Source organism: Salinimicrobium gaetbulicola (assembly GCF_042676025.1).
Classification (GTDB): Bacteria; Bacteroidota; Bacteroidia; order Flavobacteriales; family Flavobacteriaceae; genus Salinimicrobium; species Salinimicrobium gaetbulicola.
In genome coordinates this window covers 66,423-87,362 of the sequence record NZ_JBHTJP010000002.1, presented here as the reverse complement: position 1 = coordinate 87,362, position 20,940 = coordinate 66,423, and the positions used below count along the sequence as shown (strand labels likewise).

20 protein-coding genes and 1 riboswitch are annotated in these 20,940 nt (G+C 40.2%); of the genes, 10 read left to right on the top strand and 10 right to left on the bottom strand.

Annotated features, from left to right (window positions below; all coding sequences use genetic code 11):
• Positions 1-5: 5 nt before the first annotated feature.
• The gene (locus ACFQ1G_RS00415) at positions 6-662 is read right to left on the bottom strand and encodes a TrmH family RNA methyltransferase (protein WP_380736254.1); all 657 of its coding nucleotides are present in this window, start codon (positions 660-662) and stop codon (positions 6-8) included.
• A gap of 118 nt (positions 663-780) precedes the next feature.
• Here ACFQ1G_RS00415 and ACFQ1G_RS00410 point away from each other — a divergent pair, with 118 nt between their 5' ends.
• Together ACFQ1G_RS00410 and purB are read left to right on the top strand one after the other, a co-directional pair.
• The gene (locus tag ACFQ1G_RS00410) at positions 781-1,464 is read left to right on the top strand and encodes an SIR2 family NAD-dependent protein deacylase (protein WP_380736253.1); all 684 of its coding nucleotides are present in this window, start codon (positions 781-783) and stop codon (positions 1,462-1,464) included.
• Between the two features lie 74 nt (positions 1,465-1,538).
• Positions 1,539-2,876 carry an adenylosuccinate lyase gene (gene purB, locus ACFQ1G_RS00405; protein WP_380736252.1) on the top strand — a complete coding sequence of 446 codons (1,338 nt, stop codon included), beginning with the start codon at positions 1,539-1,541 and terminating at the stop codon, positions 2,874-2,876.
• A gap of 59 nt (positions 2,877-2,935) precedes the next feature.
• Here purB and ACFQ1G_RS00400 read toward each other — a convergent pair whose 3' ends face one another.
• From ACFQ1G_RS00400 to ACFQ1G_RS00385, 4 genes are read right to left on the bottom strand one after another with little or no spacing between them, the layout of a single operon-like run.
• Positions 2,936-3,472 (bottom strand): DUF4252 domain-containing protein, encoded by a 537-nt coding sequence (locus ACFQ1G_RS00400; protein ID WP_380736251.1) that lies wholly within the window; start codon positions 3,470-3,472, stop codon positions 2,936-2,938.
• Between the two features lies 1 nt (position 3,473).
• Positions 3,474-3,998, bottom strand: a complete 525-nt coding sequence (locus ACFQ1G_RS00395) for a DUF4252 domain-containing protein (RefSeq protein ID WP_380736250.1) — start codon at positions 3,996-3,998, stop codon at positions 3,474-3,476.
• A gap of 9 nt (positions 3,999-4,007) precedes the next feature.
• Positions 4,008-4,445 carry a hypothetical protein gene (locus ACFQ1G_RS00390; protein ID WP_380736249.1) on the bottom strand — a complete coding sequence of 146 codons (438 nt, stop codon included), beginning with the start codon at positions 4,443-4,445 and terminating at the stop codon, positions 4,008-4,010.
• The gene (locus ACFQ1G_RS00385; protein WP_380736248.1) at positions 4,426-4,941 is read right to left on the bottom strand and encodes an RNA polymerase sigma factor; all 516 of its coding nucleotides are present in this window, start codon (positions 4,939-4,941) and stop codon (positions 4,426-4,428) included. The genes ACFQ1G_RS00390 and ACFQ1G_RS00385 overlap by 20 nt, the downstream gene beginning before the upstream one ends.
• A 132-nt stretch (positions 4,942-5,073) precedes the next feature.
• Here ACFQ1G_RS00385 and ACFQ1G_RS00380 point away from each other — a divergent pair, with 132 nt between their 5' ends.
• Positions 5,074-6,513, top strand: a complete 1,440-nt coding sequence (locus ACFQ1G_RS00380; RefSeq protein WP_380736247.1) for a S41 family peptidase — start codon at positions 5,074-5,076, stop codon at positions 6,511-6,513.
• A 151-nt stretch (positions 6,514-6,664) separates the two neighbouring features.
• Positions 6,665-8,155, top strand: coding sequence for a S41 family peptidase (locus ACFQ1G_RS00375; protein WP_380736246.1), 1,491 nt, complete (start codon positions 6,665-6,667; stop codon positions 8,153-8,155).
• Positions 8,156-8,213: 58 nt separating this feature from the next.
• On the opposite strand, the gene ACFQ1G_RS00370 is transcribed toward ACFQ1G_RS00375, so the two are convergent.
• Complete coding sequence (locus tag ACFQ1G_RS00370) at positions 8,214-9,293, bottom strand: YncE family protein (RefSeq protein WP_380736245.1); 1,080 nt, start codon at positions 9,291-9,293, stop codon at positions 8,214-8,216.
• A 2-nt stretch (positions 9,294-9,295) separates the two neighbouring features.
• Entirely contained in the window at positions 9,296-11,128 is a 1,833-nt protein-coding gene (locus ACFQ1G_RS00365) for a TonB-dependent receptor plug domain-containing protein (RefSeq protein ID WP_380736244.1), read from the bottom strand.
• 29 nt (positions 11,129-11,157) lie between these two features.
• Positions 11,158-11,381, bottom strand: a riboswitch (cobalamin riboswitch).
• 59 nt (positions 11,382-11,440) lie between these two features.
• Here ACFQ1G_RS00365 and ACFQ1G_RS00360 point away from each other — a divergent pair.
• From ACFQ1G_RS00360 to ACFQ1G_RS00335, 6 genes are read left to right on the top strand one after another with little or no spacing between them, the layout of a single operon-like run.
• Positions 11,441-12,586: an ABC transporter substrate-binding protein gene (locus ACFQ1G_RS00360; RefSeq protein ID WP_380736243.1), complete on the top strand. Its 1,146-nt coding sequence runs from the start codon at positions 11,441-11,443 to the stop codon at positions 12,584-12,586.
• Positions 12,587-13,618: a FecCD family ABC transporter permease gene (locus tag ACFQ1G_RS00355; protein ID WP_380736242.1), complete on the top strand. Its 1,032-nt coding sequence runs from the start codon at positions 12,587-12,589 to the stop codon at positions 13,616-13,618.
• A 3-nt stretch (positions 13,619-13,621) separates the two neighbouring features.
• Positions 13,622-14,416 (top strand): ABC transporter ATP-binding protein, encoded by a 795-nt coding sequence (locus ACFQ1G_RS00350; RefSeq protein WP_380736241.1) that lies wholly within the window; start codon positions 13,622-13,624, stop codon positions 14,414-14,416.
• A gap of 30 nt (positions 14,417-14,446) precedes the next feature.
• On the top strand, positions 14,447-15,784 hold the full coding sequence (gene rmuC, locus ACFQ1G_RS00345; RefSeq protein WP_380736240.1) for a DNA recombination protein RmuC: 1,338 nt from the start codon (positions 14,447-14,449) through the stop codon (positions 15,782-15,784).
• Between the two features lie 5 nt (positions 15,785-15,789).
• The gene (locus ACFQ1G_RS00340) at positions 15,790-16,335 is read left to right on the top strand and encodes an acyl-CoA thioesterase (protein ID WP_380736239.1); all 546 of its coding nucleotides are present in this window, start codon (positions 15,790-15,792) and stop codon (positions 16,333-16,335) included.
• On the top strand, positions 16,336-17,298 hold the full coding sequence (locus ACFQ1G_RS00335) for a bile acid:sodium symporter family protein (RefSeq protein ID WP_380736238.1): 963 nt from the start codon (positions 16,336-16,338) through the stop codon (positions 17,296-17,298).
• On the opposite strand, the gene ACFQ1G_RS00330 is transcribed toward ACFQ1G_RS00335, so the two are convergent.
• From ACFQ1G_RS00330 to rpmH, 3 genes are all read right to left on the bottom strand, one after another.
• The gene (locus ACFQ1G_RS00330; protein ID WP_380736237.1) at positions 17,295-17,693 is read right to left on the bottom strand and encodes a DUF423 domain-containing protein; all 399 of its coding nucleotides are present in this window, start codon (positions 17,691-17,693) and stop codon (positions 17,295-17,297) included. The two genes, ACFQ1G_RS00335 and ACFQ1G_RS00330, sit on opposite strands and share 4 nt — an antisense overlap.
• A gap of 79 nt (positions 17,694-17,772) precedes the next feature.
• Positions 17,773-20,625 (bottom strand): carbamoyl-phosphate synthase large subunit, encoded by a 2,853-nt coding sequence (carB, locus tag ACFQ1G_RS00325; protein WP_380736236.1) that lies wholly within the window; start codon positions 20,623-20,625, stop codon positions 17,773-17,775.
• Positions 20,626-20,745: 120 nt separating this feature from the next.
• Positions 20,746-20,904 (bottom strand): 50S ribosomal protein L34, encoded by a 159-nt coding sequence (gene rpmH, locus ACFQ1G_RS00320; RefSeq protein ID WP_013071475.1) that lies wholly within the window; start codon positions 20,902-20,904, stop codon positions 20,746-20,748.
• Positions 20,905-20,940 lie beyond the last annotated feature (36 nt).

Below are 20,940 nucleotides of genomic sequence, written 5' to 3'. Positions count from 1 at the left end.
ACTAATTAATGTGATGCCTGAAAGCGCTTAATGATTTCCGGGGCATTTTTTAAATTCTTCTGTGCCCAGTCCATTCTTTTAGCCATTTTCTCTTCTTCGGAAAACCTCCAGTCCACACCGCTTTTTCGGAGCCTGGCGGTTATATCCTGTAAAATAATAGCTGCGGAAACGGAAATATTTAAACTCTCGGTAAATCCGAACATCGGGATCTTAATGAACTCATCTGCTTCCCTGATCACTTCTTCCGAAAGGCCATCAGTCTCCGTTCCGAAGAAAATTGCAGCGGGCCGGGTTATATCGAATTCCTGAAGCGGAATTCCTGAATGAGGGGAAGTTGCCACAATTCTGTAACCCTTTTCTCTAAGAGTGTTTATGCTTTCTTTTGTGGAAGTATATCTATTCACATCAACCCATTTTTGAGCTCCCATCGCGATCTCCCTGTCGATCCTTTTAAGATTCACCTCCTCTACCACATGAATATTTTGAATTCCAAAGACATCACAGCTCCTAATGACCGCGCTGGTATTGTGAAGCTGGTATACATCCTGGGTAGCTACTGTAAAATGATCTGTTCTTTGATCGATCACTTTCTTAAAAAGCTCTCTTCTTCTTGAAGTAAGAAAAGATTCCAGGTATTCTAATAATTCGGGGTTTACTTCCATGTCGCGAAAATAGAAAATATTGACCTAAAAAATCAGATTCAGACAATAAGGAACTTCATAAATGGTTATGTATTCAGCAAAAAGTTACATACATTTTTGCTTCAGAAAATTTTATACTATGAAAAAGATCGTAGTTCTTACCGGAGCCGGAGTAAGTGCAGAAAGTGGCATAAATACCTTTAGGGATGCCAATGGTTTATGGGAAGGCCATGATGTTACCAAAGTAGCCTCGCCTCAAGGCTGGGTACAAGACCAGGAGCTGGTACTCGATTTTTATAATAAGCGAAGGCGGGAATTGAAAAAGGTACATCCTAACCCGGCCCACCTGGCACTGAAAAAACTGGAAGAGAAATATGACGTCGACATTATTACCCAGAACATTGACGATCTTCATGAAAGAGCCGGAAGCAGTAAGGTGATCCACCTTCATGGGGAACTCAAGAAAGTACGCAGCACTTTTGACGATGATCTGATCCTGGATTGGGAGGAAGATCTCAATTTGGGAGATTTCTGCGAGCACAATCATCAGCTCAGACCTCACGTGGTTTGGTTTGGAGAGCCCGTCCCCATGATGGAGAAAGCCATACGTATCACCATGGACGCAGATATTTTGATCATTATCGGTACCTCCATGCAAGTGTATCCCGCAGCCGGGTTGATCGATTTTATTTCGGAAGAAACGGAGGTTCATTTCATAGATCCCAGACCAACGGTAAGGGAAACCAAAGGCTTAAAAGTATATGCTGAAAAGGCTGCTGAAGGCGTCCCAAAACTGGTAAACCGACTTTTGGATGAAGCCTGATCTTTCAGAAAAAATAACTTTTCGCAGATTAACCTGAAGCTGTATCTTTACCCTTTAATTTTTAATTCAGACCCATGAACGCTCTGCAAGCGATATCTCCAATTGACGGAAGATATTATCAGAAAACGAAAGAACTTGCTTCCTTTTTCAGTGAAGAAGCCCTAATCAGGTACCGGGTTAAAGTTGAAATAGAGTATTTTGTTGCTCTTTGCAAATTGGAATTACCTCAATTGAGTTCAGTGAAACCTGAAGTATTCCCGGATCTTCAAAAGATCTATCTCGATTTCTCACATGAAGATGCCTTGGCCATAAAGGAGATCGAAAAGGTGACCAATCACGACGTGAAAGCGGTTGAATACTTCATTAAAGAAAAATTTGATCAGCTTGATCTTTCACAATACAAGGAATTTATCCATTTTGGATTGACGTCTCAGGATATCAATAACACAGCCGTTCCTTTGAGCATTAAAGATGCCCTGAATGATGTTTATTTTCCTGCTTTAGATGGCGTGATTAATAAACTGGAAAGCCTTTCGGAAGAATGGAAGACTATTCCAATGCTTGCCAGAACACATGGTCAGCCTGCTTCCCCTACCCGTTTGGGTAAAGAGATTGAAGTTTTTGTTCAACGATTGAAAGAACAACTTTCCGGACTTAAAAATATTCCGAATGCTGCGAAATTTGGAGGAGCTACAGGAAACTTTAATGCTCACAAAGTTGCCTATCCAACAACTGACTGGAAAAAATTCGGAACAGATTTCGTAGAGAATTCTTTAGGATTGCACCATTCCTTCCCGACAACTCAAATTGAACATTACGATCATATGGCATCCTTATTTGATGCTTTAAAAAGGATCAACACCATAATCCTGGATCTGGATAAAGACATCTGGTCTTATGTTTCCATGGATTATTTTAAACAGAAGATAAAAAAAGGTGAAGTAGGATCATCGGCTATGCCGCACAAGGTCAACCCTATCGATTTTGAGAACAGTGAAGGAAATTTAGGGATCGCAAATGCCCTTTTTGAGCACCTTGCCGCTAAGTTACCGGTAAGCCGTTTACAAAGGGACCTGACAGATAGCACAGTCCTTAGAACTATTGGTGTTCCTTTTGGTCATACTTTAATTGGGTTTGCCTCTACCCTAAAAGGACTTAACAAGTTACTTTTGAATGAAGCTAAACTTAATGCCGATCTAGAAAATAATTGGGCGGTGGTAGCCGAAGCTATCCAGACCATTTTAAGAAGAGAAGGGTATCCAAATCCTTATGAAGCTTTAAAAGGTCTCACCAGGACTAACGATGTCATCAATAAAGAAAGTATGTCTAAGTTCATTGACGAATTGGAAGTTTCAGATGAAGTCAAAAAAGAACTCAAAAATATAAGTCCTCAAAATTACACGGGGATCTAAAAACAAAAGGCCTGGAAAAAATTTTCCAGGCCTTTTTTGTTTTCCTTTCTCACAGGTATTTAGTCCTTGAACATTCCACCTAAATCTGGAAGTCCTTCCACATTCAGTTCATCTTTATCCATAGACTGGAATAATTTAATAATATCTCCCGGGTTCATGTCATTTCCGGTCACCCTGGCAATTCCGAAACCTTTTTCATCATCTGCTCCAAAGACTACTAATTCATCGATAGCATCTTCTTCTCCGCTAAAATATAGCTCAGCTTTTCGGTCACCTCCGCCGTAACGCATCAAAAGATTATATTTTCCAGATTTCAGGATCCTGGCCAGTTTTTCCTGTTCCTGAGCTAAGATCTCCTTATTATCAGCCTTTTTAGGGAAGCCAAGAATATTCACTTTTCGAATGGTTTCCAAGGTCGCCTTTTGCTCAGGGGTGAACCTTGAATTATCACCTGTCAATAAACTGGCAGGGATATCAAAAGCCACGTACTGATTATCGTTCTGGTTCTCTACATAAAACTCCTGAAGGCTTGTTTCATTGTCACATGAAACAAACCCCAGGCTTAGTAGTACCAGTGTAAAAAATGCTTTTCTCATTTTATTTGGTTTCTACTTTTTTCAATTCATCTCCTCCGGGAATTTTAAAGTCATTCGCCAGTTTTGATATCTGGGTAAGATTGATCTCTCCGGAAATATTCAGGATCACAGAGACTGGTTTGTTTTTCTCACGACCTTCCATGAACATGAATAACTGGCTCACATAATCATCATTTTTACCGGGTTTGTAGTAAAACTTCACGGTTTTACCATCCTCAGTTACGCGCATTAATTCTTCCAGCCCGCCTTTCTTTACGTAAGAAGAAACATCGGCAGACATTTGCTTACGCACATTCTCCTGAGTAGAGGAGAAAACCCGCATTTCCTGAAGGTTCTCAATAAGGTCAATGTATGCCTGAGTCTCAGGGTCATCTGCGTTAAGGTCTATTTTTGTGAGCAACTTAAACATCTTGCTCGTGATCACAACCGCATCTACATCTTTCATGTTCTCATACTTATCAAAGTTCTGAGCACCGGAAAGAAACGGTAATAGCAGTGCCAATATGGCTAAGGTTAACTTTTTCATCGTTGTTTTTTAAGGGTTTTTGACAATTTTATCTTTGGTACTATTGAATTCCTGGAGATATCCCAGGTCTTCGGTTCCGGTATTCATATACATGGATACCATCTCAAGCGCTTCTTTTGTTTTTTGCATGGCTACTTCAGGATCTTCATACGTTCCGAATTCATTCATGCGGGTATTATTTTGAAATACTACTCCCAGGACGATCACCACTGAGGCTGCCACGGCCACCAGGGAGAAGACTCTTTTTCTTCCGGAAGTATATCTTACTTCTTTTGTGAAACTTTCCTGCTTTGCCAGGTTAAAATAGGTGAACATGGGGGCATATTCTTTTAGATGCGGGGCCACATCACCGGAAGCAAAGTAGGCTTTCAACCTTTCTTCTTCCTTAATGGAAGTCTCTGCAATTAGATACTTCTCAAGAAGGTTTTCAATTACTGTTAATTCCATAGCGGTGTCTTTTTATCATTTCTTCTTTTATCTTATTTCGGGCGCGACTTAACGCAACCCTGATCGCCGTTTGTTTCATTCCTGTCATTTCAGCGATCTCTTCATATTCATATTGTTCCACTTCGCGCAACTGGATCAATATCTTTTGTTGTTCAGGCAATTCTTCTATAATTTTCTGAACCCAGTTGAGATCATCCTGTACTTCTACTTTTTTCTGAAGGGAAGTCTCTCCACTGTCATAATTACTGTGAACAATTCGTAAATTATTGTTCTGCTTCAGTTTTAGCTGGTCCAGACAGTAATTCTTGGTCACTGTCATCGCAAATGCTTCCAGATTACTGTAAGAACTTAGCTGCTTTTTTCTGCTCCATAACTTCAACATCACCTCCTGGGTCGCATCTTCCGCAGCTTCTTTTGAGACCAATAAACGTAGTGCAAGTCGGTACATTTTGTCCTGCACGGGTTTCATAAGATCTATGAAGGTATGCTGTTTCATTTTTTGGTGTTAGTAAAAAGGATATTTCAGGTCCCTTTCTATTACGACGGATATCAAACAATTTTGTTACCGAAAAATTTCAAAATATGCTAAAAGCCCGTATTTTTAGACTTTCCCCACAATGGTAAAACTATGAAATATATAAAAACCCTACTGCTCACCTTCCTCTCTCTTCTTTTATTTACCGGATGCCACGAAGATATGGATGATGTATTTCAGTCTTCTTCCTCACTTGACATCAAAAATTTCATTTGGAGAGGAATGAACAATCTCTATTTATACAAAGATCAGGTACCTGATCTTGCCAATACCCGTTTTTCTTCACAAGAAGATTTAAATGAGTTTTTGAGAACTTTTGATTCTCCGGAAGATCTGTTTTATAACGGGCTCCTGGCAGAAGAGGATGAGTTTAGTTTTTTAGTAGATGATTATGTTGCCCTGGAGAAATTTTTTCAGGGAGTCAACCGCGAAACAGGAATGGAATATGGCTTGAAAAGATATCCCTCCAATTCATCCCAGGTGATAGGCTATGTAAAATATGTTTTACCTAATACTTCTGCGGAAGCAAACGGACTGGAAAGAGGGGATCTTTTTGGTACGGTTGACGGGATACCTTTGAACGATCAAAATTACAGCCAGCTATTAAGTGCAGATTCATTTACGATCGGTCTGGCCAGTGTAAATAACGGAGAGATCACACTTACCGGGGAAACAATCTTTCTTGAAAACGAAGAATATACCACAAACCCTGTTTACTTAACCGAAATTATTGAAACTACCAACGGCAAAGCAGGGTATTTAATGTACACAGGATTTACAGGAAATTTTGACGATGTTTTGAATGAAACCTTTGCTATGTTTAAGTCAGAAAGAATAACAGATCTTATTGTAGACCTGCGATATAACGGCGGAGGATCTGTAGAATCTGCCAATGACCTTAGCAGTATGATCACAGGACAATACACCGGGGAGATCTTTTACACTGAGCAATGGAACGATGAGTACCAGGCTTATTTTGAAGAAAATGAACCGGAATCTCTTGAAAATCATTTCAATGACAAGATACGCACCGGGGCACAGATAAATAGTTTGAACCTTAATAAGGTCTATATTCTCACGACTTTTAATACTGCCTCGGCAAGTGAACTGGTAATAAACGGATTGGCTCCTTATATAAACGTTGTTCAAGTGGGCGCATCTACCCGCGGAAAGTTCCAGGCTTCAACCACTTTATATGATTCCCCGGATTTTGGTCGATCAGGCGCTAATCCAGGACATACCTATGCCATACAACCTCTTATTTACAAGACTGTTAATGCTAGCGGCGTAACAGATTACGTGGATGGACTTCAGCCAGATATTCTAATTGCTGAAGATTTTGAAAACCTGGGAGTTTTAGGAGATCCTAATGAACCCCTATTACAGGCTGCTTTAAATGACATCAATGGCATATCTCAAAAAATGCCTCAACAAGATTTTATTCCAATTGATGAAATTGATTTTAATTCAGGGCAAAATCCTTTATATCAAAAAATGTTTACTGATGAGAACTTACCTTTATTAACGAGGTAATTGATTTTAATCTCCACCAGAATAAACTTTGGAAAGAATTTTGTAAGTAATCAACTTATCTAATAGTTAAATTAACAAATTATTAAGATTTAACTTTTTTGATAAGCTATCCAAATGTATTTTAGCGATCCACATAATTTATTAACACTCCATGAAAAAATTAATTTATCCCCTATCCATAATTTTAAGTTCTGTATTATCACTATCGTGCTCAAAAGAGGATGACAATATTGCGATCACTCCGAAAGAGAGTACTGCAACTACTACTGAAGAGAATTTCGAAGTTGAAAACTTCATTTATGCAGGAATGAATGAGATCTATCTCTACAAGGCTTATGTGCCTCAATTGACAGACAGTTATTATAATAGCAATAAAAAAGAAGAATACATTAAGACATTTGATTCTCCTGAAGAACTTTATGAAGGGTTACAGGCCGGGTTTGATGAGTTTAGTTTTATGACAAGTGATTATGAAGCTCTTGCAAAAAGCTTCCAGGGAGTCTCAAAAGTCAACGGAATGAGTTTCGGTTTAGGACGAATTGGAGACACAGATGACCTTTTTGGATATGTCCAATATGTATTACCGGGAACTTCAGCTGAGGAGCAGGGAGTAGAACGAGGAGACATTTTTACCGAAATTAACGGAATTTCATTGAACATAAGTAATTATCGGGATCTTCTAAGTGATGAAACATATACTATTGATATAAACAGAATTGAAAATGGCTATATCACCCCTACAGGGAATACCATCGCACTTATAAGCAGGGAATACTCTGAGAATCCTATTTATATCTCTACTGTTATTGAAGAAGATGGAAAAAGAATCGGGTATTTGATGTATAATGGTTTTACCGGAACGGATGCCTTTGACAGTCAATTAAATGGAGTTTTTGCTGAATTTAAAAGTCTGGGGATTTCCGATTTAATTTTAGATCTAAGATATAATGGTGGTGGTAGCGTAGAAACCGCGGTTGATTTAGCCGGAATGATCACGGGCCAATATAAGGGAGAGGTTTTCATTAAGGAAAAATGGAATGATAAATATCAAAATGCATGGCCTGAAGAAAGTTACATTACCAGATTCGATTCAGAAATAAGAACAGGAGAAGTTACAAACAGTTTAAACCTGAATAAAATATATGTGATTGGAACCGGTTCTACTGCTTCAGCAAGTGAATTGATCATAAATGGTTTGGAACCATATATAGATGTAATTCATATTGGGACGACTACCCGCGGAAAATTTCAGGCTTCAACCACGTTATATGATGCCCCAAATTTTTATTTATATGACAGCAATGGAAATCTTCATGTGAATCCTGAGCACAAATATGCCATTCAGCCTTTAATTTTTAAATCGGCTAATGCTAACGGAAAGACTGATTTTGTCGATGGACTTTCCCCAGATATCGAGATTCGAGAGAGTCTAAGTAATTTTGGTGAATTAGGAAATTCGGATGAATCCTTGTTAAGGACGGCCATAAATGCCGTGTTGGGTAAACCACAGGAAAATGTCTCTGCAGTTGCTAAGCGCGCAGAAGAAAAATTCAGAGTCTTTGGAGAAGGTGATATGATTAAACCCACTTATCAAAGAATGTATATTGATAAATTACCGGGAGAAGTTTTGAATCTGAAATAAATTTTCTTCTCATAACATAAAAAATCCCGCTGTCAGCGGGATTTTTTATGTTATACTCCTATTCCTGAGAATAAACCCCATTTGGGTTTACTCCTACCCCATAAGTATTTAAAGGATTTCCGGAAATATCATAAACATAAAGCTTTCCATTACTCGTAAAATCAAAACTTGCTGAAGCTGCATAAAATTTGGAATCAATAACTTTAAAACCATATAGCACCTCAACTTTATCCATTTTAAAAACCGGACTTTGCGGTAGTGAAGATTCCGCTGAACCGAAAGTATATACCTCAGTTCCCAAAGTGTAATATAACATTTCGTTCTCTAAATTAAGATTAGAGGGATGGTCGGTTGAATTTGGAAAGGTAATCTGTTTTGTGATTTGTAAAGTTCCCAGGTCAATTTGGCTCAAGCTACCTGCCGACTCATTGTCCAAATAAGAAGGATTCCCACCTGAAAGCACCCATAAATTATCTCCATCTAACACTAGGGAATTAGGCTGTTCACCCACAGTAATGATCGTATTAAGCTCATTTTTCACCGGATCAATAACAGAAATCCTATTATTAATATTAAATCCACCTGTATGGGCAGCGAAAACCTTTCCGGGACCGGCTACTATTCTTTCGGGACCTTCTGAAACAGATATAGTTGCGAGAGATGTAAACGTTTCAGCATTAAAAACACTTATAAAATCATCATCAGGATCCATTCCGTCTCCCCAATTCGTCACAAAAGCTTTCCCTTCAGAAAAAGTAATAAACCTGGGATTGTTCAGGTTCTCTTCAATGGTGATAATATGTTTAAAGCTGCCACGATCTACGACTTTGATGGCATTTGAGACGTTCATGACTATAAATGCGTAATCTTTATAAAATGCCATATTTTGACCTGTATCTCCAAGTAATTCTCCCTCATTTTTCTTGCTGAAAATTTGATGGTTTACTTCCGAATTATCAAGGTCCAAAAATGAAACGGTCGAGTTTCCGGATCCATAATTCCCCTCATTCAGAATAAAAATACCATTATCAAAATTTGATTCAGGGGATTGCGGTTGGCCGGGTTCATCATCAGTACTACAGGAGGTAAAAATGAGGGATCCTAAAACAAAAAGCGGAAACAGGTTGCGATAATTCATATTTAAAATTTAAAGTTTAGTTTAGTATTGAAGGACCTTCCGGGCATAGGGCGTGAAGGCATGCTTTGATAAGATGTATTCCAAAGGTTTCTCAATTCCAGACCTATCACCAGCTTTTTATTTTTGAGCAAGCTATACTCCATCCCAAAATTAGACAGGGAATAACCATCGATAGAGTAATTATTATCCGTTGATGTGTAGACAGGACCGGTGTAAAGGAATTGATAGTATCCAGAAAACCTTTTAATGTTATGACTTAATGAAGCGGTGATTTTATGTTCGGGAACATAAATAAGATCCTTATCCAGCTTCAAATCCTTGCTTTTGGTAAAAGCATAAGTTCCAAAGAAATTCAGTTGATGCTCCCCCCATTTACGGCTCCAGTTTACAATGCTTTCCAACCCATAATTTCGAACACTCTCAGTATTTTCAGGCTGCCAGAATCCGTTTTCTCCAGGCACCCATCTTAAGAGGTGGTCTATTTCAACAATAAAGGCCGTAAGACCTATCTCGAAGTTTTCAATCGCTACTTTTTGTCCGAATTCAGCCTGGAGAGATTCTTCGGGGATCAGATCCTCATTGCCTCCTGTGGTCCAGAATAGATCATTAAAAGAGGGAACTCTATAATTACGGGAAAAATTGAAATTAAGAATATAATTTTCAGTGAGATCATATTTGGAAGTAAGCGAAAATAAAACAGGAGAATCGTAAACATCTGAAAATTCCTTTCGCCCGCTAAGTTCATAGGCAAAGCGTTCCAGTTCGTGAGCAAACAACACACCTATGGAACCCGTAGTTCGTTTTGCCTCTCCAATGTCAGTTCCCTCTGCCGAGGTCTTCCTGAAATCAGTAATTCCAGAAATTTTGATTTCAGGAGTAAGTTGGTAATCCAGATCGTATTTTACGATGCCTGTTTTGGCCCTTCCAAAGGTATAAACTGCTTCTTCCCTGTTTTCAAAGTACCGATAGGTTTCATCAAGATAAGCCAGCTTTAGGTTTGAAGTAAATCGACCGAAAAAACCCTTCCATTCCAATAAATTCCGGCTATTAACATCCTCATACTTACTTTTCGAAGGAGCTGTCAATGTTCCCGAAAAACCCCGAAGTCCGTTGAAAAAATTGCTGTAAAACCTTAATGAATTTTGCTGGTTAAGAAGTTGCGCTAAAGAGAGGCTGAAACCAGTATTGCTATAATCCCCGTTCTCATTGAATTTTTGGGTTTGGAGATATTCAAAATCATTCTCACTGCTGATGTGGGAAACATTAAACTGAAAGCTCGTTTTTTCGGTTGAATACTCAGATAAATAACTTCCGTAGAAAGTTTCAAAACTTCCGGCCTGCAGCCTCAATTCGTTTTTAAACCCCTTATCAAACCTGAACTTATTATTCAAATGGACACTTCCTCCTATAGCCCCGCTTCCGTAAAGCACACTCCCCCCGCCAGACCTGATACCGATATGGTCGTAGCCCGAAGTGAGCAACGTATTGAAATCTGTTTGCCCGTTTAAGGAAGAGTTGATATTGATCCCATTCCAAATCACCGCCGTTTGAGAAGCAGAAGTCCCTCTAAAAGATGCCGAAGAAACCATCCCCGGGCCATTTTCTCGGAAATAAATGGGAGAATTAAATTTTAGAACCGAAGTAAGCACCGGTGGATTCTTTTCCAGCACCGAATCTTTCAAAACCTGGACAGTATTGGCCTTAACAGCACTGTAGAGCCGTACATCACTGAGCACAACCTCGTCAAGCTGATTGATGGGGCCTTCTTGCGCAAACATTTGAACTGTTTGCAGCACCGCCAGAAATAAGATGTAGAAAGTATTTTGTTTCATCATCCGCCGACTTTTTTCCCGAAAGTCAAAGGTTTTAATTACTGAATCTGGCAGGTCTCCTGGCTCGCGTCCTTTTGTTTACCTTCCCATCCCGGCGGGACAGTGGTTTGAAGTTTACAAAGGCATTCCGAAATCTATCGGAACTAAGCTTACAGTTGCGGGAACAGCTCAGGCTTTAACCTGATTCCCTTTTAATCGGCGTTTTGCGTTTCTGAAGATGATCAGAACCAGCCGAACCAAAATTTCACTACGAAAGTAAACATTTCAATTTATCCTTCTTACAAAATTTTAAATAATCTTACTTTTGATGCTGAAATGAAACAGTTCCTCAAAATATTCTTTCTATTCCTGACCGTTTCAGCAATTAGTTGTAAAACCGAAGAAAGCAGAAAGGAAAAAACCACTTCCCAAATAGGGACAGAAATTCCCATTGAATACGCATCGGGCTTGGCAATTACAGATTTTGGGGATCATAAAATTATCACGGTCGATAATCCCTGGCCGGGTGCCGATAAATCTTATCGCTATCTGTTAGCAGAAGAAAATGCACAGATTCCGGAAAACCTGCAGTATGATCAAAAAATTAAGATCCCGGTAGAGAAGATCGTGGTGACCTCCACCACTCATATACCTTCTCTCGAAATCCTGGAAGTAGAAAATACCCTAGTAGGCTTCCCCGGTCTGGATTATATTTCTTCCGAAAAAACCCGCCAACTGATCAAAGACGGGAAAGTCAAGGAGCTCGGAAAAAATGAAGCCATTAATACCGAAAATCTCCTGGCCTTAAGACCTGATGTGGTCATTGGATTCTCAATAGACGGAAGTAATAAAAGTTTCAATACCATTCAAAAAAGCGGAATTCCGGTAGTATTTAATTCTGACTGGACAGAAAACTCTCCTCTCGGAAAAGCGGAATGGATCAAGTTCTTTGGTGCTTTCTTCGTAAAGATCGAAGCAGCAACTACTTTTTTTAATCAGGTAGAAAAAGAATATCTGGCAGCTAAGGGGCTTGCAAAAAATGCTTCAGAAAAACCGACAGTGGTAGCAGGAGCCATGTATAAAGACCAATGGTACCTTCCCGCAGGAGACAGCTGGCAAGCCATTTTTATGAAGGATGCGAATACCAAATACCTTTTTGAAGACTCAGAGGGCACCGGAAGTCTTTCCCTCTCATTTGAATCAGTATTAGCTTCGGCAAGAGATGCAGAATTCTGGATAGGCCCGGCGCAGTTCCAAACTTATGAGGAAATGAGCAGTGCTTCAACACACTACACAAAATTTCAAGCTTTTGAAGATCGAAAAATCTATACTTTTAGTAGCGAAAAAGGTGAAACCGGGGGAGTTGTTTTTTACGAACTGGCTCCTAACCGGCCAGATCTGGTGTTGAAGGACCTTATCTCGATATTTCACCCACAACTATTACCCGATTATGAAACCACGTTTTATAAACCGCTAAAATAATTGCAAAGCACCCGTAAGTATACCGTCAGCCTTTTAATACTGCTGTTTTTAACAGTAGTTATCTGGTTTCTAAATATAGGCCTGGGATCGGTAAGTATTCCCTTTGACGAAATATTGGCAGTAATTTTTTCCGCGGAAAACAGCAAGGAAACCTGGCGATATATTATCATGGATTATCGTATTCCGAAAGCTTTCACTTCTGTGCTGGCAGGATCAGGCCTGGCAGTAAGCGGGATGCTAATGCAAACCATGTTTCGTAATCCGTTGGCGGGTCCTTATGTTCTGGGACTCAGCAGCGGAGCCAGCCTGGGAGTTGCCCTGGTTCTTATGGGAGCTTCCCTGTTCGGCGGAATAGCAGGTTCCGTAATTTTCTCCAGCTGGGGACTTGTAATAGCTTCCAGCGTTGGAAGTTTATTAGTCCTATTAGCTGTTATGATCGCCTCCATTAGATTAAAAGATACCATGGCCATTTTGATCATTGGGCTGATGTTTGCCAGTTTAAGTTCGGCGGTTGTTAGTGTGTTGGCCTATTTTAGTCCGGCTGCCCAGCTCCAGCAGTATGTTTTTTGGTCTTACGGTAGTGTGGGAGACCTTAGCTGGAATGAGCTTGGAGTACTGTCATTTTTCTGGCTTTTGGGAATCGGAATTGCCATCTTCAGCATAAAAAATCTCAATTCACTATTATTAGGAGAGCAATACGCACGTAGTTTGGGAATGAACATCCGCAAGAACAGGGCCTTATTGATCATATCAACAAGTTTCCTGGCCGGAAGCATCACAGCCTTTGCGGGACCGATCGCTTTTGTGGGTCTTGCCGTTCCGCACCTTATAAGACAGGTCATCCCGGTCAACGATCACAGGATCCTGCTTCCGGCTGTAATTTTGGGAGGAGCGATCCTTATGTTACTTTGTGATATCGTGGCGCAATTACCGGGAAGTGAACATACCTTACCAATCAACGCGATAACTTCACTTGTGGGAGCACCGGTTGTGATTTGGCTGCTGGTAAGAAAAAGAAAATTTCTCTTTTAAACGATGACCGAAAACCGAACAAATATCGTCCTGAAAACTGAAAACCTTAAAATTGGTTATCAGAAAAAGCATTTGCAAATTGTGATCGGTTCCCATATAAACGTGGAGGTAAAAGAAGGAGAACTTGTAGCTGTGATAGGAATAAATGGTGTTGGAAAATCCACATTTTTAAGAAGCATTAGTGGCGTTCAAAATCCGTTGGAAGGGAAAATAATCATTAATTCTCAGGACAAGGAATCCATTTCTTCGGAAAAACTGGCTGAGCTTATTAGCCTTGTGCTTACTGAACAACCTGTTTCCAGAAATCTGGGGGTGGCAGAGTTAGTTGCCCTTGGCCGACAGCCTTACACCAACTGGATCGGTTCCCTTTCTGAAGGAGACCGACAAAAAGTTAGAACAGCTCTGGAACTTGTAGATATCGATCCACTTAAGAATAAAAAATGTTTTGAATTAAGCGACGGTCAGTTTCAAAAGGTATTGATAGCCCGGGCACTTGCACAGGACACTCCCATCATGATCCTGGATGAACCTACTTCCCACCTGGACATGTACCACAAGGCACAGGTCTTGAAGCTCCTGAAACAGCTGAGTGTTCAAACTAAAAAAGCGGTCATTTTCGCTACTCATGAGATCAATCTGGCCCTGCAATTATGCGATAAGATCCTCCTTATGAAAGAAGACGGGATACTTCAGGGTACCCCGAACGAGCTGATCGAAAAAAGAGCTTTTGAATCTGTTTTCCCTGCCGATCTTATCATTTTTGATCCAGAGACGCGAGCCTTCCGAATTAAAACATGAAAAGAGTATCTTTGAAAAAACCTCCTTTTTATGAATGAATTCAGCCTCCTGGGAATTTCCTTTTTGATCCTTATTTTTGGCGCCATCCTTGGATTTGTTATTGCTAACCTCAAGAACAAAGGGAAACTTGGCACCCTTACTGAAAGGAACAAACAACTGGAGTTTCAAAAAGGTGCTGCGGAAAAGCAATTTTTGGAAGCTTGTAATGAAAGAGAACAAATTCGGGAAGAGAAGGATATGTTCAGAAATCAACTGACTCAAAGAAATTCTGAATTACAGAACCTTCAGGAGAAACTTCAGGATCAGAAAACGGAAATAGAAAAACTTCAGGAGAAATTCACTAAAGATTTTGAGAATCTGGCGAACAAGATCCTTGAACAAAAATCTGAAAAATTCACTACTCTCAATAAAGAGAATATTCAGAATATTTTGAGTCCGCTACAGGAGAAGATCAAAACTTTTGAAGAAAAGGTTGAAAAGAATTCCAATGACTTCATTGAGCGGCACGCCCAGCTGGGAAAGCAGCTGCAGCTATTGAACGAGCAAAACATAAAGATAAGCGAAGAAGCGAACAACCTAACCAAGGCTCTAAAAGGAGAAAATAAGACACAGGGAAACTGGGGAGAACTGATCCTAGAACGGGTGTTGGAAAAATCGGGGCTTTCGAAAGACCGGGAATATTTTGTCCAGCAGTCACATACCACCGAAGAAGGAAAAAAACTTCTGCCAGATGTAGTCCTGCATTTACCGGGAGACAAACGAATGGTCATCGACTCTAAGGTATCTTTGGTAGCTTATGAAAAATACGTGAATGCAGAAGATGATATCGTTAGAGCCAAATTACTGAAGGAGCATTTACGATCCTTAAACAATCACATTGTAGACCTTAGTTCCAAAAAATATGAGGATCTGTATAAGATACAATCGCCTGATTTCGTGTTAATGTTCATCCCCGTTGAACCGGCTCTTTACCTGGCACAAAATGCAGATAACTCCTTCTTTTATACTGCCTTTCAAAAGAATATTTTACTAGTTAGCCCTACTACCCTTCTATCTGTATTAAGAACCATTGACACCTTATGGAGCAATGAAAAGCAACAGCAAAATGCTCTGGAAATTGCGAATCATGCTTCTTCTCTGTATCATAAGTTCAAAATACTTCTGGATGACCTGGAAACTGTTGGAAACAGATTAAATTCAACCTCTTCTGCATACGAAAGCGCGATGAAAAAGTTGACCGGGCAGCAGAATTTAATCAAGGATATTGATAAGCTGGAGGCTTTAGGAATCTCCCCCAAACAACGGTTATCCCAAAAGTGGATCGAAAGAGCTGATAATGGAAACGAAGAAACTAGAAATTTAAATTAAAAAAGATGACCAAGGAATTTAAAACGGTAGCAGAATCTATTGTTACAATATCTGAACTAATGCTGCCTTCCCGTTCTAATTTTAACGGCAAAATTCATGGAGGATATGTATTGTCTCTACTCGATCAAATCGCGTTTGCCTGTGCTTCTAAGCACTCTGGGGTATATTGCGTGACAGCTAGTGTGGACACCGTAGATTTTTTAAACCCTATTGAGATCGGGGAACTGTTAACCATGAAGGCATCTGTGAACTTCGTGGGCTCCAGCTCCATGCTCGTAGGAATACGTGTTGAAGCTGAAAACATCCAGACCGGGGAGGTAAAACACTGCAACTCTTCCTATTTTACTATGGTTGCGAAGGATAATGAAGGGAAATCTGTAAAAGTTCCGGGTCTTATCTTAAAAACAGAAGATGACATTCGTCGTTTCGCGAAAAGCATCAAACGCTACGACAATAAGAAAAAACGCCGTGCTGAATTTCATGAAACCGATTTTGTTTCAGAAGAACACCTGCATATTGTGGAAGGCTATAATGTAAAAATCGAGCGCTAATTGAAGTTCAACGGATTCATAGCAGCCCTGCTTTTTTCGATCCTCCTTGCCTGGTTCCTGCCACAGGGCCCGGAAGTTATTCCGTTGAAAACTATTACCGACATCGGGATAGGGTTTATATTTTTCTTTTACGGACTGAAGTTATCTCCGAAGGAATTTAAACTGGGCTTTTACAACTATAAGGTACATATTCTAATTCAGCTCAGTACCTTTATTTTGTTCCCGTTACTGGCACTAAGCTTTATTCCATTTTTTGAGAATGGAACAGAGTCAGACCTCTGGTTGGCTATTTTCTTTCTGGGGGCGCTTCCCTCAACTGTAAGTTCTTCTGTCGTCATGGTTTCGTTGGCAAAAGGGAATATTCCCACTGCAATCTTCAATGCGAGTCTCTCAGGGTTGATAGGGGTCGTAGTGACGCCACTTTGGATGAGCATCTTTATGAAAGGGGATGCAGGATTTGAATTTTCAACGGTCCTTCAAAAGTTGTTTATGCAGGTCATTTTACCACTTCTCATAGGTTTAATTCTTCAACGCTTCTTCGGAAATATCGCACGCCAAAACAGTAAAAAGATCAGCTTTTTTGACAAATCGGTGATCGTGCTAATAGTTTATTCAAGCTTTTGCGCCGCCTTCAACTCAAACTTATTCTTGAGTGTGGGATGGAAAGACCTTCTGAAGCTTTCCATAATGGTAATAGGGTTGTTCTTCGTGGTTTATCACAGCATAGAATTGATCTCAAGAACCATGAAGCTGAAGGTAGAAGACCGAATAACCGCTAAATTCGCGGGTACTAAAAAATCTTTGGTCCATGGATCGGTAATGGTAAAGATCATTTTTGGGAACAGTGCCGGAAACGCGCTTTTTCTCCTTCCCATAATGCTCTACCACATACTGCAATTACTGGTCATCGCCATCTTTGCTGAAAAATATCGACTTCGAAATACTTCGGAAGCAGTTGGCTAGTAACCTAGACTCTCTGCTACAGAAACCACATTCACTGTAAATAATATCCATGCCATCACCAGGAGCAAACCTCCGAGGGGAGTAACAGGGCCCAAAAATGACATTTTACGGCCTTGTGCTGCACTCAGGACCAATCCGTAGATACTAAAGGAAAAGAAAAATACACCCAGGATAAAAAACCACGCCATCAAATTCTGGGAATAGCCCACAAAGGGAAAGATCACCCCAATTACAATAAGCATTAAGGCATGATACATTTGATATTTCACACCGGTTTCAAAGCTTTTCAGTTGTTCAGCATCTAAAAATTTCTTTAGACTGTGAGCTCCAAAAGCTCCGAAAATTACAGCAAGGGCACCGTAGATGCCTCCACAGATCAATACAACCTCTTTCATATAATCGAAATTAGAATTTGGTAAAAATAAGAATGCCATCTAAAAAAGATGGCATTCATTAAACTATTCAGAATATACTTTACTTGGTTAAGTACATTTTTCTTCTGGAGTACAGGTCATAGAAAACATCATCTTTTAAACTGTCTATGAACAGGATGCTTTCCCCGGTACTTTTCATTTCAGGTCCCAGCTGCTTATTCACATGAGGGAACTTATTGAAAGAGAACACCGGTTGTTTGATAGCGTACCCGTCAAGCTTGGTTTCATACTTGAAATCTGTAACCTTATTCTCTCCCAGCATTACTTTGGTCGCATAATTTACATATGGCTGCCCGTATGCTTTCGCGATGAAAGGTACCGTACGAGAGGCTCTTGGATTGGCCTCAATGATGAACACCTTATCATCTTTAATAGCGAACTGAATATTGATCAATCCTACCGTATTAAGAGCCAGCGCGATCTTCTTGGTGTGATCTTTTATTTGTTGCATCACCAGATCTCCCAGGTTAAATGGGGGCAGTGTAGCATTGGAGTCACCTGAGTGAATTCCACAAGGTTCAATGTGCTCCATGATCCCAATGATCTGAACCGTTTCGCCGTCACATATCGCATCTGCTTCCGCTTCTATCGCCCCATCAAGATAATGGTCTAAAAGCAGTTTATTATTAGGTATCTTCCGAAGAAGATCAACAACCGTATCTTCAAGATCTTTCTTATTGATCACGATCTTCATTCCCTGTCCTCCAAGTACGTACGAAGGACGAACCAGGATTGGAAAATCAAGCTCATCGGCAAGGGCCAAAGCTTCATCTGCTGTTTCAGCTACCCCAAAATCTGGATAAGGAATATCGTTCTCCTGAAGTAATTTAGAGAATGATCCACGGTCTTCAGCAAGATCTAAAGATTGGAAACTAGTACCAATGATCTTAATTCCGTAGCGATCCAGCTTTTCAGCCAGTTTAAGAGCCGTTTGACCACCCAGCTGCACGATCACCCCTTCAGGTTTCTCATGACGGATGATATCGTAAATGTGCTCCCAGAATACAGGTTCAAAATATAATTTGTCGGCTACATCAAAGTCAGTTGAAACCGTTTCTGGGTTACAATTGATCATGATGGTCTCATAACCACATTCAGAGGCTGCAAGTACTCCGTGCACACAACAGTAATCAAATTCGATACCCTGTCCAATTCGGTTAGGGCCTGAACCCAGTACTACAATCTTTTTCTTATCGGTAACCTTACTGTCGTTTTCTACATATTTCTTCCCGTCTTTTGTTTCAATTTCGGCCTCAAAAGTGGAATAATAGTATGGGGTTTCAGCTTTAAATTCGGCAGCACAGGTATCAACCAGTTTGTAGACACGGTTAATATTAAGTTCGCTGCGTTTATTGTAAACCTGGCTTTCCAAGCATCCAACCATATAAGCGATCTGCCTGTCGGCAAAGCCTTTTTGTTTGGCCTCCAATAAAAGTTCTTTTGGAAGCGTATCTATCTTATATTTTGAGATCTCGACTTCAAGGGCATACAACTCCTCATATTGTTTGAGGAACCACATGTCGATCTTTGTGATCTCATGGATCCTGCTCAGGGTGATACCCATTTGGATAGCATCGTAGATCACAAAAACCCTGTCCCAGCTAGGATTTTTAAGCTTATCAATTATCTGGTCGTAGTTGGTATATCCTTTTCCATCAGCTCCTAACCCGTTTCTCTTGATCTCAAGAGATTGTGTCGCTTTGTGTAAAGCTTCCTGGAAAGAACGTCCAATTCCCATTACTTCTCCAACAGATTTCATCTGAAGACCCAGCGTACGATCGCTTCCTTCAAACTTATCGAAGTTCCAACGTGGAATCTTCACGATCACGTAATCCAGCGTAGGTTCAAATAATGCTGAAGTAGACTTGGTAATTTGATTATCAAGCTCATCAAGATTATAACCAATTGCCAGTTTCGCTGCGATCTTAGCGATTGGATATCCGGTTGCTTTAGAAGCCAATGCTGATGATCTGGAAACTCGAGGGTTAATCTCGATGGCAATAATATCTTCGTTTTCATCAGGACTCACCGCGAATTGAACGTTGCACCCACCTGCGAAGTCTCCAATGCTTCTCATCATTTTGATGGCGAGGTCACGCATTTTCTGGAAAGTAACATCGCTAAGAGTCATTGCTGGAGCTACGGTAATGGAGTCCCCGGTGTGGATCCCCATTGGATCCATATTTTCAATAGAACAAATAATGACCACATTGTCATTTTTGTCCCTTAGTAATTCTAGTTCATATTCCTTCCAACCAAGAAGGGCCTTGTCGATCAATACTTCGTGTATTGGCGATGCTTCTAATCCTCGGGTAAGCAATTCATCGAACTGGTCTTCGTTATGAACGAAAGACGCTCCTGTACCCCCCAGGGTAAAGGAAGGACGAATCACTAACGGAAAACCAAATTCCTGAGCGATCTCTTTCCCCTGAAGGAAAGAAGTAGCTGTATGGGCTGGCGCCACAGGAACACCTATCCTACTCATTAGTTGCTTGAACTTCTCCCGGTCCTCTGTAATATTAATGGCATCAATATCTACCCCAATGATCTTTACATCGAAATCCTCCCAAATACCTTTTTCATCAGCTTCAATACAAAGGTTCAATGCTGTTTGCCCTCCCATTGTTGGAAGAACCGCATCAATTTGAGGATGCTCTTTCAGGATCTCAATAATTGATTTGGTGGTAAGCGGCTTAAGATATACATGATCGGCCATGGAAGGGTCGGTCATGATGGTAGCCGGATTGGAATTGATAAGAATGGTCTCAATCCCGTCTTCTCTCAATGATCGCAGTGCCTGTGTACCTGAGTAATCAAATTCACACGCCTGACCTATAATGATAGGTCCCGATCCAATAATCAAAATACTTTTAAGGTCTTTATTTTTAGGCATTTAATTGAGTTATGTGTTTGTTATGAGAAATCTTTTCTTGTAAAAATAGGAACCACTTAGGTATAAAAAAAGGCGTTACTTAAAAAAGTAACACCTTAATATTTTAGAAGCAATTATCATCTAGTGCTTATGCCTGTTTTCTGAGGAAACCGATAATTTCTTTCTTCCTTTAGCTCTTCTACGAGCTAGCACCTTTCTTCCGTTAACACTTGCCATACGTTCTCTGAAACCGTGCTTGTTTTTTCTTTTCCTCTTTGATGGTTGAAACGTTCTTTTCATGATAATTATCTTTAATCTTCTTTGAAATCGCTTTGA

Excerpts from the sequence above, each read along its gene's own strand:
- ACFQ1G_RS00415 (WP_380736254.1), bottom strand. The coding sequence starts at position 662 with ATGGAAGTAAACCCCGAATTATTAGAATACCTGGAATCTTTTCTTACT.
- ACFQ1G_RS00410 (WP_380736253.1), top strand. The coding sequence starts at position 781 with ATGAAAAAGATCGTAGTTCTTACCGGAGCCGGAGTAAGTGCAGAAAGT.
- purB (WP_380736252.1), top strand. The coding sequence starts at position 1,539 with ATGAACGCTCTGCAAGCGATATCTCCAATTGACGGAAGATATTATCAG.
- ACFQ1G_RS00400 (WP_380736251.1), bottom strand. The coding sequence starts at position 3,472 with ATGAGAAAAGCATTTTTTACACTGGTACTACTAAGCCTGGGGTTTGTT.
- ACFQ1G_RS00395 (WP_380736250.1), bottom strand. The coding sequence starts at position 3,998 with ATGAAAAAGTTAACCTTAGCCATATTGGCACTGCTATTACCGTTTCTT.
- ACFQ1G_RS00390 (WP_380736249.1), bottom strand. The coding sequence starts at position 4,445 with ATGGAATTAACAGTAATTGAAAACCTTCTTGAGAAGTATCTAATTGCA.
- ACFQ1G_RS00385 (WP_380736248.1), bottom strand. The coding sequence starts at position 4,941 with ATGAAACAGCATACCTTCATAGATCTTATGAAACCCGTGCAGGACAAA.
- ACFQ1G_RS00380 (WP_380736247.1), top strand. The coding sequence starts at position 5,074 with ATGAAATATATAAAAACCCTACTGCTCACCTTCCTCTCTCTTCTTTTA.
- ACFQ1G_RS00375 (WP_380736246.1), top strand. The coding sequence starts at position 6,665 with ATGAAAAAATTAATTTATCCCCTATCCATAATTTTAAGTTCTGTATTA.
- ACFQ1G_RS00370 (WP_380736245.1), bottom strand. The coding sequence starts at position 9,293 with ATGAATTATCGCAACCTGTTTCCGCTTTTTGTTTTAGGATCCCTCATT.
- ACFQ1G_RS00365 (WP_380736244.1), bottom strand. The coding sequence starts at position 11,128 with ATGATGAAACAAAATACTTTCTACATCTTATTTCTGGCGGTGCTGCAA.
- ACFQ1G_RS00360 (WP_380736243.1), top strand. The coding sequence starts at position 11,441 with ATGAAACAGTTCCTCAAAATATTCTTTCTATTCCTGACCGTTTCAGCA.
- ACFQ1G_RS00350 (WP_380736241.1), top strand. The coding sequence starts at position 13,622 with ATGACCGAAAACCGAACAAATATCGTCCTGAAAACTGAAAACCTTAAA.
- rmuC (WP_380736240.1), top strand. The coding sequence starts at position 14,447 with ATGAATGAATTCAGCCTCCTGGGAATTTCCTTTTTGATCCTTATTTTT.
- ACFQ1G_RS00340 (WP_380736239.1), top strand. The coding sequence starts at position 15,790 with ATGACCAAGGAATTTAAAACGGTAGCAGAATCTATTGTTACAATATCT.
- ACFQ1G_RS00330 (WP_380736237.1), bottom strand. The coding sequence starts at position 17,693 with ATGAAAGAGGTTGTATTGATCTGTGGAGGCATCTACGGTGCCCTTGCT.
- carB (WP_380736236.1), bottom strand. The coding sequence starts at position 20,625 with ATGCCTAAAAATAAAGACCTTAAAAGTATTTTGATTATTGGATCGGGA.
- rpmH (WP_013071475.1), bottom strand. The coding sequence starts at position 20,904 with ATGAAAAGAACGTTTCAACCATCAAAGAGGAAAAGAAAAAACAAGCAC.